At 46.4% G+C, this 14,382-nt stretch carries 18 protein-coding genes; 9 read left to right on the top strand and 9 right to left on the bottom strand.

The genetic code is table 11. From position 1 onward, the window contains the following. Positions 1-22: 22 nt before the first annotated feature. The gene (gene serC / locus ACWHX8_RS02395) at positions 23-1,105 is read right to left on the bottom strand and encodes a 3-phosphoserine/phosphohydroxythreonine transaminase (RefSeq protein ID WP_447970379.1); all 1,083 of its coding nucleotides are present in this window, start codon (positions 1,103-1,105) and stop codon (positions 23-25) included. A 306-nt stretch (positions 1,106-1,411) separates the two neighbouring features. Here serC and ACWHX8_RS02390 point away from each other — a divergent pair, with 306 nt between their 5' ends. Continuing rightward, positions 1,412-1,681, top strand: coding sequence for a hypothetical protein (locus tag ACWHX8_RS02390; protein ID WP_447970378.1), 270 nt, complete (start codon positions 1,412-1,414; stop codon positions 1,679-1,681). Between the two features lie 75 nt (positions 1,682-1,756). Here the strand turns inward: ACWHX8_RS02390 and ACWHX8_RS02385 are convergent, their stop codons facing one another. Both ACWHX8_RS02385 and ACWHX8_RS02380 read right to left on the bottom strand, forming a co-directional pair. Continuing rightward, positions 1,757-2,779 carry a tetratricopeptide repeat protein gene (locus ACWHX8_RS02385; protein WP_447970377.1) on the bottom strand — a complete coding sequence of 341 codons (1,023 nt, stop codon included), beginning with the start codon at positions 2,777-2,779 and terminating at the stop codon, positions 1,757-1,759. A gap of 166 nt (positions 2,780-2,945) precedes the next feature. Further along, a complete protein-coding gene (locus tag ACWHX8_RS02380; RefSeq protein ID WP_447970376.1) occupies positions 2,946-4,436 on the bottom strand; it encodes an FAD-dependent thymidylate synthase in 1,491 nt (496 codons plus the stop codon). A 395-nt stretch (positions 4,437-4,831) separates the two neighbouring features. On the opposite strand from ACWHX8_RS02380, the gene ACWHX8_RS02375 reads away from it, so the two are divergent. Both ACWHX8_RS02375 and ACWHX8_RS02370 read left to right on the top strand, forming a co-directional pair. Then, entirely contained in the window at positions 4,832-6,199 is a 1,368-nt protein-coding gene (locus ACWHX8_RS02375; protein WP_447970375.1) for a sodium-dependent transporter, read from the top strand. A 478-nt stretch (positions 6,200-6,677) separates the two neighbouring features. Further along, positions 6,678-6,941 (top strand): hypothetical protein, encoded by a 264-nt coding sequence (locus tag ACWHX8_RS02370; RefSeq protein WP_447970374.1) that lies wholly within the window; start codon positions 6,678-6,680, stop codon positions 6,939-6,941. Positions 6,942-6,985: 44 nt separating this feature from the next. On the opposite strand, the gene ACWHX8_RS02365 is transcribed toward ACWHX8_RS02370, so the two are convergent. The 5 genes from ACWHX8_RS02365 to ACWHX8_RS02345 form a co-directional block, all read right to left on the bottom strand. Beyond that, positions 6,986-7,141: a hypothetical protein gene (locus tag ACWHX8_RS02365; protein WP_447970373.1), complete on the bottom strand. Its 156-nt coding sequence runs from the start codon at positions 7,139-7,141 to the stop codon at positions 6,986-6,988. A 129-nt stretch (positions 7,142-7,270) separates the two neighbouring features. Beyond that, positions 7,271-7,651 carry a type II toxin-antitoxin system death-on-curing family toxin gene (locus ACWHX8_RS02360; protein ID WP_447970372.1) on the bottom strand — a complete coding sequence of 127 codons (381 nt, stop codon included), beginning with the start codon at positions 7,649-7,651 and terminating at the stop codon, positions 7,271-7,273. Continuing rightward, complete coding sequence (locus tag ACWHX8_RS02355) at positions 7,648-7,875, bottom strand: AbrB/MazE/SpoVT family DNA-binding domain-containing protein (protein ID WP_447970371.1); 228 nt, start codon at positions 7,873-7,875, stop codon at positions 7,648-7,650. The genes ACWHX8_RS02360 and ACWHX8_RS02355 overlap by 4 nt, the downstream gene beginning before the upstream one ends. 171 nt (positions 7,876-8,046) lie before the next feature. Next, complete coding sequence (locus ACWHX8_RS02350; protein WP_447970370.1) at positions 8,047-8,481, bottom strand: TA system VapC family ribonuclease toxin; 435 nt, start codon at positions 8,479-8,481, stop codon at positions 8,047-8,049. Beyond that, the gene (locus ACWHX8_RS02345; RefSeq protein ID WP_447970369.1) at positions 8,478-8,717 is read right to left on the bottom strand and encodes an antitoxin; all 240 of its coding nucleotides are present in this window, start codon (positions 8,715-8,717) and stop codon (positions 8,478-8,480) included. The genes ACWHX8_RS02350 and ACWHX8_RS02345 overlap by 4 nt, the downstream gene beginning before the upstream one ends. Positions 8,718-8,848: 131 nt before the next feature. On the opposite strand from ACWHX8_RS02345, the gene relB reads away from it, so the two are divergent. Beyond that, the gene (relB, locus tag ACWHX8_RS02340) at positions 8,849-9,061 is read left to right on the top strand and encodes a type II toxin-antitoxin system RelB family antitoxin (protein WP_447970368.1); all 213 of its coding nucleotides are present in this window, start codon (positions 8,849-8,851) and stop codon (positions 9,059-9,061) included. Beyond that, a complete protein-coding gene (locus tag ACWHX8_RS02335; RefSeq protein WP_447970367.1) occupies positions 9,045-9,329 on the top strand; it encodes a type II toxin-antitoxin system RelE family toxin in 285 nt (94 codons plus the stop codon). The genes relB and ACWHX8_RS02335 overlap by 17 nt, the downstream gene beginning before the upstream one ends. Positions 9,330-9,437: 108 nt before the next feature. Here ACWHX8_RS02335 and ACWHX8_RS02330 read toward each other — a convergent pair whose 3' ends face one another. Next, a complete protein-coding gene (locus ACWHX8_RS02330) occupies positions 9,438-11,003 on the bottom strand; it encodes a hypothetical protein (RefSeq protein ID WP_447970366.1) in 1,566 nt (521 codons plus the stop codon). 445 nt (positions 11,004-11,448) lie between these two features. On the opposite strand from ACWHX8_RS02330, the gene ACWHX8_RS02325 reads away from it, so the two are divergent. The 4 genes from ACWHX8_RS02325 (at position 11,449) to ACWHX8_RS02310 (ending at position 14,318) form a co-directional block, all read left to right on the top strand. After that, positions 11,449-11,880, top strand: coding sequence for a Fur family transcriptional regulator (locus ACWHX8_RS02325; protein WP_447970365.1), 432 nt, complete (start codon positions 11,449-11,451; stop codon positions 11,878-11,880). A 47-nt stretch (positions 11,881-11,927) separates the two neighbouring features. Further along, the gene (locus ACWHX8_RS02320) at positions 11,928-12,353 is read left to right on the top strand and encodes a rubrerythrin family protein (protein ID WP_447970364.1); all 426 of its coding nucleotides are present in this window, start codon (positions 11,928-11,930) and stop codon (positions 12,351-12,353) included. 103 nt (positions 12,354-12,456) lie between these two features. Then, positions 12,457-13,740, top strand: coding sequence for a heterodisulfide reductase-related iron-sulfur binding cluster (locus tag ACWHX8_RS02315; RefSeq protein WP_447970363.1), 1,284 nt, complete (start codon positions 12,457-12,459; stop codon positions 13,738-13,740). After that, positions 13,737-14,318 carry a DUF3501 family protein gene (locus ACWHX8_RS02310; protein ID WP_447970362.1) on the top strand — a complete coding sequence of 194 codons (582 nt, stop codon included), beginning with the start codon at positions 13,737-13,739 and terminating at the stop codon, positions 14,316-14,318. The genes ACWHX8_RS02315 and ACWHX8_RS02310 overlap by 4 nt, the downstream gene beginning before the upstream one ends. The last annotated feature ends 64 nt before the right edge of the window (positions 14,319-14,382 follow it).

The raw sequence follows: 14,382 nt of genomic DNA, 5'->3' as shown, positions 1-14,382 counted from the left end.
CTTCTTACAAAGGAGCAACGTATTAGGCTTTGCGTTTTTCAAAATCAGCCATGTAGGCAATCAGCGCATCAACTCCGACCTCAGGCATGGCGTTGTAAATACTGGCTCGCATCCCACCAACGGAACGGTGACCTTTCAGCGTGGTTAACCCCGCTTCCGTGGCTCCGGCGAGAAATTCTTTGTCTAAATCAGCATTGGCCAGGACAAATGGTATGTTCATCCATGAACGAGCAGACTTCTCAACTGGATTACTATAGAAACTTGAATTATCAATGGCGGCATACAGCTTTTGTGCCTTACGTTCGTTGACTTTCCCTATCGCGTTCAGACCACCTTGTTCCTTCAACCACTTAAACACGAGACCTGCAACATACACCGCATAGGTAGGCGGCGTGTTTAACATCGAATCCGCTTCGGCTTGCTGAGCATAATCATAGACACTTGGGGTTATTGGTGAGGCTTGCCCCATCAAATCCTCCCGAACAATCACCAAGGTCACACCAGAAGGTCCAATATTTTTTTGAGCACCGGCATAAATAATTCCAAAACGACTCACATCTATAGGACGGGATAAGATCGTAGAAGAAAAATCAGCCACAAGCGGAACGCCTCCAACATCAGGCACCCAGTGGAATTCTACCCCACCGATCGTTTCATTTGGCGTATAATGCACATAGGCGGCATCAGCATCTAATTTCCAGGATTCAAATGCTGGGATACTCGAAAAGTTATCGTCCTGAGAAGAAGCGGCGACATTGACGTCACAATATTTTTTGGCTTCGCTAATAGCCTTTTTCCCCCATGCGCCGGTCCAAATATAATCGGCTTTGGATTTACCTCGTAAAAGGTTCATGGGGATGGTCGCAAACTGTGTGCTAGCTCCGCCCTGCAAAAACAAGACTTTATAATTAGCTGGGACACCCAAAAGATCACGGACATCCTGCTCGGCATCAGCGGCTACAGAAACAAACTCTTTACCCCGATGACTCATTTCCATGATCGAAGCCCCGGCATTATGCCAATCGGGCAACTCCGCTTGAGCTTGCCGAAGAACTGGCTCTGGCAACATGGCAGGACCGGCACTAAAATTATAGACTCGCGACATATATGACTCCTCTTAAAAAACGAAAGGCTTTCGTAGAAATTTACCTAAGGTGATGAACCCACACATAAAGATTAACTTTTATCACACGCTCCACTGAAAACACACAATGATGTTACGTTTGAAGAATATGTGTCTGAGGAGGGAAGGCTCCTACAACTAAATTTTTCCTGGAAAAAGAGGCTACGCTAGCATAGGGTCCAAGACCAGTCAAGGAGCTGAGCTGAGAACTTGTCTTGTCGCAGACAATAGCCTAAAATGCGCCTGCTTCCAATGACTTTTGACGATTATACGCATATGAGGCAATAGATGAATGGACTGCGTTTTGAACAAAAAGGCGAAGGGGATTACTATAAACTTATCCTCCACATCGGAGACTGTTATGTGCCCGTGAGTGACGATATCGTTGAAGTTCTCACACAACAGACTTCCGCAACTGCGGACCAATTTTTACTGGTCTTACTTGAGAAGGTAGGCTATTCGTCCTACCTCAAAGAACAGATTCAGACTGAACTGGCAAAGGGTGGAAATACCAGCGCACAAATCAGCGCTCTCCAACAATCATTGACGACATCCTAGGCAACCCACGACACATCTATTCAGCAACCGACATAATTTTCGTCTAGCGTAAGCCCCATAAGACTGCCAGGGATCTCAGCCTCTCCCTCTCCCAATTCGATCGATAAAGTTTAAAATACGCGACTTGCGGTCTGGGTCTTTTTCTAAGTCCAAAGCACGACAATAATGAGAGGATGCAATGTCCTCCTTTCCCTTCGCGTCGTACACTTGGCCCACACCAAATGTGGCGCTGGCATCATTTGGATTAGCTTGCAACGCTTTACTAAAATAATCTAACGCGGCATCAGGACGTCCCTTCTCAAAGAGATACCACGCGATAGCTGTTGCAGCAGGGAAGAAGTCTGGATCAAGTCGAAGCGCTTCCTCATAGGCGCGCTGCGCCAAATCCTTGCGGCCCTTCGTCTCATAAATTGCTGCAAGTGCGAAATGGACTTCTGGATCATTCGGCACAAGCTCCAAGGATTTTTTGTACTCAATGATAGCCGACTCAATTTTCCCTTGCTCCGCCAATGCACATCCTAAATTGGTATGGGCCACGGCATCGTCAGGACGTAACTTTAAAATTTCCCGATATTGTGGAATGGCCATTTCCAATTGCCCCTGTTCTTGGTAGACAACACCGAGATTCAGTCGAGCGGCAATATAGCTCGGATCCTGCTTCACAGCTTCACGATACGATTTAATCGCCAGATCTTTCCGCTCCTTGAGCAGAAAAATCTGGGCCAGAAAAAAATGGGGGTATGGAGAGGTTGGATCCAATTGAATCGCCTTCTCATAACAGGCAACTGATTCTTCAGATTTCGCCGACTGCCCGAGAAATAAGCCTATGACTAATTGAACATGGCTATTATCAGGAGAACGTTCCCGTACCGTCTCCACCCACTTTCTCACAGAAGCTATGTCTTCAGGCTCCTCCAAAGCCTGACTATGTACATGCCAGGCCTTGGCAAAATTGCCTTGAATCAAACTCGCAATATTAATGGCAAAAAATGCGCAAGGACTCTTGTCTGGCCCCTCTGCCCATTCTGTCGCTTCGCGGAGGACCTTCTCCCACTCTCCCTTGAGTATCGCTTCAACTATGACTTCTTCATGCTTCATTAATACAGATCTTTCTTCCGGCTCTGAACTCAAACCATCAGAGCGTATCTCGTCGCTCGTGAAGCGTATCTCGTAAAATCCAGAAGAGTCCTTTCACGCAATATGTGAAATACATGCGATGAGCCAAAGTAATGTCGTCGACAGGGCTTTTTCAACGCTTTCAACGTTACCGCGTCAGCGTATCTTCAATATCCGGAGGCGTCGCTTGAATCAAGCTGCCGAGATACGGATACCGTTCCACCATTTTTTCTTTCATCAACCACGCAATCGTTCGATACGACCAATGCCCCTTCACCCCCGACCGCAATTGCGACATATATTCCGCCTCAGCATAGTCCATCTTAAAGAGACAACGCACCCTGAAACCAAAAGGAATGGCATAGAGCGCCCCTTCCTGGCTGGTATTACGAAGTTGCTCAATGTCTTGCCGCACGGCGTCCATGGCCTGACTATACATTTTCTCTACCCCTGCCTCCTTGAGCACCGGCGGCACATCGTATCCATGCATCGTCGTGAAGTTTTGCTGAATCTGCTGGCAACGACGATGACGGTGCATGTCCCGCCATCCTCCGATATCCATAAGGATGTCAAAAATAAAGGCATAGCCTGAACGAAACTCTTTAATCAGTTCATCATGCGGGCCACGCGATTGGAGCGCCACGGCAACAAAGTCATACTTTTGCTCATTTGACCATTGCTGGACCAACTCCAACAGACAGCGATACGGGGCATGGGCCACGCGATACAGCAACGTCGTCACCAATTCGTCTAACGGCTCGTGCGGTTCAATCAGGTCTACAGGAAGACTTCGCCCCGCCCATCCTTCCGGACGATCCAATCCCGCATTCTGTAAAATCCGTTTTCCGACTCGCGAAAGATCACGATAGACGTCTGATTGATAGGAACTTGGAACCGCGTAACGAGCCAGCGTTGGCGCTAACGGCTCTTCCTTGTTCGCATCTGTTTTCTCAAGATCGGCCCATATCGAAGACGGCCTTTTGGCGCACGCTTCCTTCAAGTCTTCTCCGATAGACTTGAGTTCTGGTAATTGTGCCGACAAAAGCCTGGCAATTTGCTTTTCCAACGTCCGAATACTCACAACCTGCCCAACATTGGTCTTCGCAGCCAACGGAAGTAAGTAACGCGTCACATCAAACGCCCGCGCGGCAATCGTCCTACGGTACTGCGCCTCAGGCATTGACTCTGGTCTCGGATCACGTTCCGAGAGAAATTGCTGAATGGGACCGGTTAATTCTCGATAGACGGTAAAGAGACTGTTGAGAATACCGTTGTATGTGCCTTCTGTTTCTGGATCTTGAATGGAGGCGGGCACAAAACATCCACTGGCTTCAAAGTTTTGATAGCGACTCGACTTGGCTTGGCCATCCCACAAGGGTTCATCTTCAATCCGGATAGCTGCAAGCTCCGAGATGTTTTCAAAACAGATCGTCACATGCCCTAAGTCCGCGATAGAACCATGGCCATAAGCAAAATAAAATTGTTCCCAGAACTTTTCCGACGAATGTGAATGCACCCACGCCAGACTCTCTTCAATAGAATCTGGGGATCGACTGTAGCGCGCCAGCGCATAGGCAGACTTTTCCGGCGGCATCGGCGCCAGTGCAATCACCCGCTGTGCTTTCTTGTCAGAACTCATAGAACCTCGTATGGTATAAATAACGCGCGAATCTTGGGGTTTTCACGGAGTCTTTGAATATAATGAGGTCGCTCACAGTTAGCAAGTCTCTCATAAGCGTGTTGAAAGTACCCATAGTATCTGACAACAACAATCGTAAGGGAAAACCCTTGAAACCCTGAAAAGCACTCGGTACACTCCGCAGGCTACTTGGGCGCCTATTATCTCACTCGGAGTAGGATCATCGCTCTCCACCAAAGGATGTGACTCATCAGCCATTGCCCACTCGATTATCGTACACAAGGCCACGATCTTGCCGCTTGGGACTCATTTTTCATTCTGACTTCATTATGAAGCTTTTTCTAACGGACGTAACTTTCCTCAATATACCTATAGTGTAGAACCGTAGGAACAGTATGGCAGCACACCTTCCAGAACAATCCATGCACGGCCAGTGGTCCTCACGCTGGACCTTTATCTTAGCCGCAACCGGGGCCGCTGTCGGACTCGGCAATATTTGGAAATTCCCTTACCTCACTGGCGAAAACGGCGGAAGCGCATTCGTGTTGGTGTATATCGTGTGCGTGGCAGCACTAGGAATTCCGTTGATGATGTCTGAGATTCTTCTTGGCCGGCGAGGTCGCTCCACCCCAATCAACTCCATGCGTGTCCTCGCCGCAGAAACGAAGACCAGCCAATGGTGGCAGATAATCGGCTGGTCAGGCACGATCGCTGGCATGTTGATTTTGTCGTATTACAGCGTGATCGGCGGGTGGACATTGGCCTATATCTTTAAATCAGGCATAGGCACATTTAGCGGGGCCACCGGAGAGATGGCCGCCTCGACCTTTTCGGAATTTGTGGGAAGTCCCGGCACTCTATTTCTGTGGCATACCATCTTTATGGCTATCACCATGAGCATCGTGGCAGGAGGCGTTCAAGGTGGACTGGAAAAGGCCGTGCAGTATCTCATGCCCACGCTATTCGTCTTACTCCTTGTGATGGTGGGCTACAGTATGACGACGGGATTTTTCGGAAAGGGCTTAGCCTTTCTGTTCACTCCTGACTTCAGCAAACTCTCGGGATCCAGCATGCTCACCGCCATGGGACAAGCCTTCTTTAGTCTCAGCCTTGGCATGGGCACGATTATGATTTATGGATCATACGTTCCCAAAGGCACCTCTATCGCCAGCACCTCCGTGGCCATCGCACTGGCAGACACGTGCGTAGCCTTGCTTGCCGGTATGGCAATTTTCCCAATTGTATTTGCCAACGGCATGGAACCCGGATCTGGGCCAGGTTTGATTTTCCAAACGCTTCCCGTCGCCTTCGGGAACATGACCGGAGGCATCGCATTTGGTTCGTTATTTTTCATACTGCTGCTCGTCGCAGCATGGACTTCGTCGATTTCACTCATCGAACCGCTGGTCACGTGGCTGATCGAAACCTATGGCATGTCACGTATTACGGCATCCCTCTGCTCTGGCTTCGCCACATGGCTTCTCGGATTGGGCACGGTATTTTCTTTTAATATTTGGGAAGAGGTTACGTTTTTTGACTTGAATTTCTTTGAGCTTTTGGACTTTCTCACGTCCAATATCATGCTTCCACTTGGCGGCATATTGATCGCTGTCTTCGCCGGCTGGCTCATGAAAGTTGAACTCACCAAATCCGAACTCAATATTCAAAATTCTACTATCTATCTCATCTGGCAATCCCTCGTGCGTTATATTGCACCCGTCGCGGTCTTTATCGTTCTGCTCAACGCCATCGGCGTTTTGTAAAAACGTATCTCGTCGCTCGTGAAGCGTATCTCGTCATCGGGGCAACGGTTCCTTCTCCCTTTTACGGAGAAGGCTAGGATGAGGGTGGAAGCGTTGGGAATGCGGAAACAGCTCACGACAAAGAATAAGCAGCTCTGTCATGACCTCGCTACTAACAATACTTCTTTATTTTTTGCCAACCTCTACAGAGACTCTCACCTATTCAAATCAGACAAACCCATTGTTATCTCATCCTGTACAGTGCGTATCTAAATAGATAATCAATGAAACGTGTAAGAACTTTGAATCTCATTTCAATCTTTAGAATCTCGTTGAATACAATCCAAAATACACACTCCCTTTAAGCTCACATTTACCTCTCAAAGTCTCTCAACGCCCATGACTCCCCGTCCGCGACAATGGCATTGCCCTTGCCTTCCCTACAGTCATGAAGGGATACACATTGTTCTTTAAACAATGAAAAAGAAAGGGATAGACCATGCAAGCGAATTTGAACAGCCACAACGGAGTGACAGAGCAAAACAAGGAAACCCCACATTGCCCTCGCTGCCAAGGGCTCTTGGTAAAAACCGACTATATGGATATGCTCCAAGGTGGGTATCTCTGGGGATCGGGACAACGATGCGTGAACTGTGGCCATCTGATGGACCCCAAAATCCTGCTAAACCAGTACCTCCAGCAAGTGGGTCCCAAAAACCCACCGACCAGGAAGCGACAACGAAGCGACTTCATTGCCGCCTAATAGGGAAGCCGTCCCAGGACGAAACAGGGAGCGAACAGCAACCATCATGTGCAGACTTTTCGAAACTGCTCGACATCCTGACGTCTAACATCATGCTGCCACTCGCCGGCATGCTGATCGCCCTCTTTGCTGGCTAGCTGTTGAAAGGCAAACTTACGAAATCTGAACTCGACATCCAACCCCCCCACCACATCTCTCATCTGGCAAGCGCTCGTGCGCTACATCACACTGGTTGTCGTCTTCATCGTCCTGCTCAAAATCTGTTGGGATCCTCTAGAAAACGTATCTCGTCGCTCATATTTCGTCTGACAAGGAATTACCACATTTGTTTACTGACAGTGCTCCTTCAGCCACAAGGCAAACTCCGCTTCAGTCAGCCTTTTGCTCACGAGATCGAGTATCACCTGAGTGGCCTCAGCTTCTGAGGCAACCAATTCCTTTTTATTTTTACCGAGAAATACATACCCGGTCAGAAAAGCTGTGCGCTTGTTACCGTCTATAAAGGGATGGTTTCTTAGGATACCGTGGGTATACGCCGCGGCGAGACCGAAAAGATCCGCTTTCTCATAAGCAAAGAGATTCTCTGGCCTCACCAGAGCACTGTCCAACAGGCCTTTATCCCGCAAACCAGTGGCCCCTCCATGTTCCGCAAGCAATTCTTCGTGCATGGCCAACACGAGTTCTTTACTAACCCACAATGGATCCTTCATTTGGCAAGCGCACGTAAGGTATTCCGATACTTCGACATACCTTTTTTCGCGATCTTCATGTCCTTTTCAAAGTCTGGATCATACGCGCTAATCCGGTAGCTGCCATCTGGGGCGTCGACGAGAAAGAGCTTCTCGCCTTCGTTGAGCTTCAAACGCGTTAAGACTTCTTTGGGTAACAAGACACCTAAGGAATTCCCAATTTTCCGAACCGTCAAGTCAATCATTGGCATCGCCTCCACGTTACAACGCACATTATAACACAAAAAACACTCTCAACGAGAATAAAAAAACAAAAAAATAGGGCGATCATCTCTCGAAGAATTTTACGTACCTTCACTTACAATATATGATACACGAACTTCGGGATGACTCTCCGGAATATGAGCGAGGTAAACTTACGCAAAGGGATTTCGAACATCCAACCAGAAAAACTTTAGGAAATCAGTGTCTGCAGTATACAGTTTTTTAATATCATGCTGGCGAAGCAGGGCAACCAGATGCGCATCCGGCACAAGATTTCCACGTACCGGCATCTCACCAGTTACCTCTCGATAGATCTCAAGAAATCCCTCCTCTTCCGACAACGACCGGACATGAGGAAGATTGAGCAGGGCCTCAATATTCGCAAGAACTTCATTTGGTGAAAGGGGGTGGGTAAAAATTCGAGGATGCGTCGCGATACGCAAATACGACATCAACGTGGGCCATGCGAGATAACAGAGCTCTCTATTCGACGCACATTGCTCAAGAAAGTCACTGGCAGCTAAATGAAAGGAACTGGATCGATCCGAGGCGTAGAGCAGGATATTAACATCGAGAGAAAAACTCACAGGGTGTCTTCATCAAGCGCAGCATAAACGGCTTCTTTATCCGCTAGATCCACCCGCGCCTGCATGGATTGAGACACCCAATTGAGAGAAGACGTTTGTTTCGGTTGCTTACGAGAGTTCAACGCTTCTGCCAACAACTGCGAAACGAGCTGTCCCAATGAACGATGCTCACTCTTCTGAAGCTGCTTTAATTCATTGAGAATCGGGGTATCGATATCAACAGTCGTCCTTGCCATGATGACTTGATGATATAACCCATATCATCTGATGTCAAATTGGACACATAAACTAACAAACGGATTTGACAGCTTGAGCTATACGAAGTATGGTTAATACATGTATTACATCTAATCCATAGAGGTGCACTATGGCGTCTTTACGTTTGGGTGAAGAACTAGAAAGCAGACTCGATCACTTGGCTGCCAGTACAGGGCGGACCAAGACTTTTTATATCAAGCAGCTCATCGAAGAACATATTGACGAACTTGAGGATCGTTATATTGCCGAACAACGTCTTGAAAATCCCGCCAAGCGTCTGAGCAGCGAAGAAATGAGGCAGGAACTTGGCCTGGGCCATTGAATATGACAGCCGTGTTGTCAAAGATATGAAAAAACTGGACAAGAAAGTCCAGCAACAAATCATCGCGTATTTCGATGAACGTATAGCCCCTTCCTCAGATCCCTGTACCTTAGACAAATCACTGAAATCTTCCTTCTCCGGTCTTTGGCGATATCGAATCGGCGATTACCGTGTCGTCTGCCGTATCGAAGATAAACAATTAGTCGTTTTGGTGATCCATATCGCCCACCGTAGCAAGGTCTATAAAAAACCATTTAAGGCACGGTAGACGTAAATTGAAAAGCCTCATTCAGTAGCGCGCTCTTTTTATAGGCTGGCCGCCCTCCCAAAAAGCGGAGTTATCTGAAGTCAAAATAGACAGGTAGCGATAAGTTAGTCAGGAACAACCATTGTCTTTAGAAATGAGAAGGCGTTTTTTATATTCTGCTAAATGTTCATAGTTATGAGCGGGTTCTGAGGCTTCAAAATTTAGAGTTAGCAAATCCGCCACTTCTGCATGGGCAAGTTTTTCATAGTTATCAATTAGGGTTTTTTCGAATTGCTCAATCGAGATTCCTGACAACGTGTTTTCTAGCGCATTCCACGATAAATACTGAATTCCCTCGATACCCAAATCCTTTAACAATCCAGATCTGTGGGCGAACAATAGAAACGGCATAGCTTCCGCGGTGATATGATCCGCAACAAGAATCACAGGGATATTGATTTTAGCGGGTGTTGCTAGCTTTTTAATCGACTCCGAACATTGAACAGAAGCATTGTAAAACCTCTCCCAGATATTATTAATGTCCTCTGGCCTCATTATAGAACGCGCTTCAACACTGGCAATCGCAGTCTTTGTTTCAATGATCAGATTTATCTTTTTCAACTGCAAAAATATATCAGCTTTCTTTCCCTCATGTTCTATCTTTGAAACACTATCAGAACCAAAAATATTCTCTAATGCATTCTGTATATGAACCTCGATAACGTCTCCCAAAACACTGAACTGGCTACATTGCAGAATGCTTCCATAAATGGCACTTCGAAGGCTTCTTGTAAAACTTCTGGGAGAAGGCAAAATAAATTGCTTTTTATTGCTACCTCTCAAGCATATCAAAGGCTTCGCAGATAACGGATCGGGGTGATATTTCTGATGCATGGGGTGGAAATCTTTAAGCGGATTAAACCAGTCACATCGTAAGTTTTCTTCAGGAAAACTTAATTGTTTTGCTAAAGCTTTTATTTGTTCTTCTGAAATTTGAAGTGTATTTAACAGCGCCGCTTCTGCTCTAAAATCTTCAAAGTCTATCCTCCCTTTATTACGTGAGGCGTTCGCCATTGCGTATAAGAAAAAACTAGCTCTATATAATTGCAGAAGATTTAGCCCAAACGTTTTTTCAGAAATGATTGCAACATCACCACTGCTTCTCTCATCAAGTCGCTCTAAGAGGCCATAGTCCGTATATATTTCCGACATATTAGATTTATATCCTTTACTCTGACTTCCTATTGACCTTGACACGAAAATATCTAGGCAACAACGTTTCAATATATCTAGGTTTAGATATCTTTGATCTAGCCAACCTTGTTGCTCAAGTGTCTTATGAATTTCCTGAGCTTCTGCATTTATAAATTCCGGATAATTGACAGTCTCCGGCAATCCAAGATAGTCATGACATAAATTGTGAAATTGCACTGAATTAATTGTGATAGTTCTATGATTATTGGCGGCAGACAAACCAAGAAGAATTATTTTCGGCCCATACGCTCGCATCACGATTCTTTGACCTTCAGCGAAACCGCGCATCTCACTATCCTTACATAAGTCTGCCCACACTAAATCCAAGCCGAGACTCACAACATCGTCTTTACGATATCGTCTCACCTTATTTGCCATAGATTGAATATCAACAGGTGTGTCTAAAGACAGTCTTTCACTAATAGAAAGCTCTAGTGTCATTACTTTTCCGTTTCTTTACGTATAATTTTCAGCCAAGATTCATAGATCACAACGTATCTTTCCACTTTTTCATGCACTCACATGGCCCCGTGAAGATTTATTAGTGTACGATGGATCCTCATATACAGCTTTATCGGAAAAGCAAGACGCCTTGAAGAGGCACCTCAAGAAAAGTGGGAGTCCTAAGTAAAGGGGACACAACCTTTTATAATTGGGGTCATGGCTTGATTATCTTCAATTTCAGTTTTTTTGTATTCCGAAATGTCAGGTCTAGCAATGAATCCTATTCTTAATGACTGAACCTTGCCCTCACCTTGGCTTCGTCCCTCTTCGGAACGAAGCCCCTGATAGGCGATGAAATTGTATTCAGGGTGAATAACACTTCCTTCACTTGACCGCATCACTACAATTTGCTAATTAGTAATGGTTCCTAAAAGAGAATCATATGCAAATTTCTTCTGAGGCTATCCGACAGCGGTTTAAAGACCAAGGCTTAAAGAGCACGCCCCAACGGGCAGCTATATATAAAGCGTTGGTGGAAACGACGAGCCATCCGACAGCTGAGGATCTGTACCGGCACGTTTCACAAGACTATCCGATGATTTCACAGAATACGGTCTATTACACACTTGGGGTCTTGCAGCAGGCCGGGTTAGTTCGTGAAGTGAATGTTGGGCATGAGCGAGCACGGTATGATGGGAACCTTTCTCCACATCATCATTTAATTTGTATGGAGTGTCATTCCATTGTGGATGTGATGGATAAAAAATTGAATGAAATTTCATTTCCTGCTGGGCTACCAACGGGATTTGAGATTACAGACTATCAAGTGGAGTTTCGTGGCTATTGCAAGCGTTGTCGTGCACAGAAAGTATAAATCTCTTTTCACTCGTTCGTTATTTTTCTACTAAAGGAGGCTGAGTAATGGGTAAAAGTCTGAATGGAACTAAGAGTCATGAAAATTTAAAGGCCGCGTTTGCCGGTGAATCGCAAGCGAATCGCCGATATCTCTATTTTGCGCGACGTGCAGACATCGAAGGCTATACAGATGTTGGAGGACTTTTCCGTGATACCTCTGAAGCGGAAACCGGACATGCCTTTGGACATTTAGACTTCTTGAAGGAAGTCGGTGACCCCGCAACCGGTGTACCTATTGGCAACACCGAATCCAATCTAAAGGCCGCAATCGAAGGTGAAACCTACGAGTACACGCAAATGTATCCAGGCATGGCTAAGACGGCACGCGAAGAAGGATTTGATGAGCTTGCCGAATGGTTTGAAACCTTGGCCAAGGCCGAAAAGTCTCACGCCAATCGCTTCACCAAAGGGTTAGAATCTCTTTCCTTATAAGCTTGCAGACAAGATTCTCCCCTACCCCAGACAGGAACATGACCTTCCTGTCTGGGGTTTTCATTCCAGACGCTATCATTGAACTTGATGAACTGAGGCACATGTGAAAGGCTTTGAACTCATTACGCCAGGCTGGGATCGCCCGCAACTTGAGACTGAAACATTGCGCGTGTTTGATATCTGCGACGGCTGCCGACGGTGTTTTAATCTCTGTCCGTCTTTCAACACGCTCATTGATCGTATTGATGACTACGACAATGACGTCAACAAGTTTACAGCCAAAGATTTCGAGCAGGTTGAACAGGAATGCTACTACTGCAAGCTCTGCTTTAACCACTGTCCGTATTCTCCACCACACAAATATGAAATTGATTTCCCTCGATTAATGGCGGCGTGGAAGAAACAACGCGTGGCCGAAAAAGGCGCAACTTGGCGTGACCGCCTACTCATTGAAACAGACTTGATCGGAAAAGTTGGCACACTGACGGCTCCTCTTACCAACTGGGCACTGCGAACACCTTGGGTCCGCAACCTCATGGAGCGAGTCATGGGAGTCCATCGCAATCGGCAGATCCTGCCGTTTCAGTCAGAATCGTTTCCATCTTGGTGGTCTAAGCGAAAGACCTCATCGACCCCATCCACTGCGAAAAGAAAAGTTGCCCTATTTCCCAGTTGCATGGTCAACCATCAAGCGACGGATATTGGAAAAGCCACAGTGCAAGTCTTGGAGAAGAATGGCATCGACGTCGTAACGCCTGAAGGTCAACAATGTTGCGGAATGCCCTTGTTTGACCTTGGCGATACCGACAAAATGATTGAAACGGCGAAGGCCAACTACGACACGTTTCGACCCTACCTGGAGTCCGGACACGACATTATTGTTCCAACCGCAAGTTGCAGTCTGATGCTGAAACGAGAATATCCCTACCTCTTACCCGACAATGAGCCAATTAAGAACATGGCGGAACGAACCTTTGATGTGTGCGAATACCTGATGAAACTGAAGAAGGAAGGAACGCTTTCCGTCGACTTTCCCACAAATCCCGGTCGTGTGGCCTACCAAATTCCCTGTCATCTTCGGGATCAAAATATTGGGTTTAAATCCAAAGAACTCATGGAACTCACCGGTGCCAAGGTTCAACTGATCGAGAAATGCTCGGGCCATGACGGAACATGGGGTGCGAAGGTGGAGTTCTTTGATCTATCAATGAACATTGCGAAGAAGGCCATACGAGACATCGAGAACGATACCGTAGATATGGTGGCTTCCGATTGTCCGCTCTCTGCACTACAGCTTGACCAGGCACGCGGCATTCCACAAGATTCACACAAGACCGCTCGGCATCCTATTCAAATAATTCGAGACTCTTATGGACTACCTTCATGAATAAAGTGACTCAACAAGACCTTCTGTCCCACGCTGATTATGAACAACAACGGTCGTCCATTCGGCAACAGATCATTGCCTTGAAAAAACGTCGGCGCATCGCTATTGGCGACCTCGTGACAGTCATTTTTGAAAATCGAGAGACCATCGTCTATCAAATTCAAGAAATGCTCAAAACGGAACGCATCTTTGACGCCGGAAAGATCCAAGACGAAATTGACGTCTATAATGCACTGCTTCCCGAAGCTGAAGAATTAAGCGCAACGCTGTTCATCGAAATTACTGATTCTGAGCGTATTCAAGAATTGCTGGATTCATTTCAAGAAATTGACCGCTCTGATACTCTGGCCATTCGAGTCGGCGATCAAGCCACCTATGCTGAGTTTGAAGCCGGGCATAGTAAAGAAGACAAAATCAGCGCCGTGCACTTTATACGATTTAAAACACAGGCACCATTTCGTCAATTATTGGGGAATTTCGATATTCCAGCTTCCCTCAACATTACGCATCCTCACTATCAAGCTGAAGTCCTGATTCCAAAAGAATTGCGCGAAGAGTGGTTGAAAGATCTCAAATAATGGTTATCTGTTAGGACAGGCGCAGGCAAATCATAAGGAAAGTCTTGCAAAATCAATAGGTTAA

The organism is Nitrospira sp. M1 (assembly GCF_965152605.1).
The sequence above is the reverse complement of the archived record's forward strand: the minus strand, read 5'-3'. Positions and strand labels throughout refer to the sequence as shown.

Coding starts and splice junctions, on each gene's coding strand:
- serC (WP_447970379.1), bottom strand. CDS start 1,105: ATGTCGCGAGTCTATAATTTTAGTGCCGGTCCTGCCATGTTGCCAGAG.
- ACWHX8_RS02390 (WP_447970378.1), top strand. CDS start 1,412: ATGAATGGACTGCGTTTTGAACAAAAAGGCGAAGGGGATTACTATAAA.
- ACWHX8_RS02385 (WP_447970377.1), bottom strand. CDS start 2,779: ATGAAGCATGAAGAAGTCATAGTTGAAGCGATACTCAAGGGAGAGTGG.
- ACWHX8_RS02380 (WP_447970376.1), bottom strand. CDS start 4,436: ATGAGTTCTGACAAGAAAGCACAGCGGGTGATTGCACTGGCGCCGATG.
- ACWHX8_RS02375 (WP_447970375.1), top strand. CDS start 4,832: ATGGCAGCACACCTTCCAGAACAATCCATGCACGGCCAGTGGTCCTCA.
- ACWHX8_RS02370 (WP_447970374.1), top strand. CDS start 6,678: ATGCAAGCGAATTTGAACAGCCACAACGGAGTGACAGAGCAAAACAAG.
- ACWHX8_RS02365 (WP_447970373.1), bottom strand. CDS start 7,141: ATGAGAGATGTGGTGGGGGGGTTGGATGTCGAGTTCAGATTTCGTAAG.
- ACWHX8_RS02360 (WP_447970372.1), bottom strand. CDS start 7,651: ATGAAGGATCCATTGTGGGTTAGTAAAGAACTCGTGTTGGCCATGCAC.
- ACWHX8_RS02355 (WP_447970371.1), bottom strand. CDS start 7,875: ATGATTGACTTGACGGTTCGGAAAATTGGGAATTCCTTAGGTGTCTTG.
- ACWHX8_RS02345 (WP_447970369.1), bottom strand. CDS start 8,717: ATGGCAAGGACGACTGTTGATATCGATACCCCGATTCTCAATGAATTA.
- relB (WP_447970368.1), top strand. CDS start 8,849: ATGGCGTCTTTACGTTTGGGTGAAGAACTAGAAAGCAGACTCGATCAC.
- ACWHX8_RS02330 (WP_447970366.1), bottom strand. CDS start 11,003: ATGACACTAGAGCTTTCTATTAGTGAAAGACTGTCTTTAGACACACCT.
- ACWHX8_RS02325 (WP_447970365.1), top strand. CDS start 11,449: ATGCAAATTTCTTCTGAGGCTATCCGACAGCGGTTTAAAGACCAAGGC.
- ACWHX8_RS02320 (WP_447970364.1), top strand. CDS start 11,928: ATGGGTAAAAGTCTGAATGGAACTAAGAGTCATGAAAATTTAAAGGCC.
- ACWHX8_RS02310 (WP_447970362.1), top strand. CDS start 13,737: ATGAATAAAGTGACTCAACAAGACCTTCTGTCCCACGCTGATTATGAA.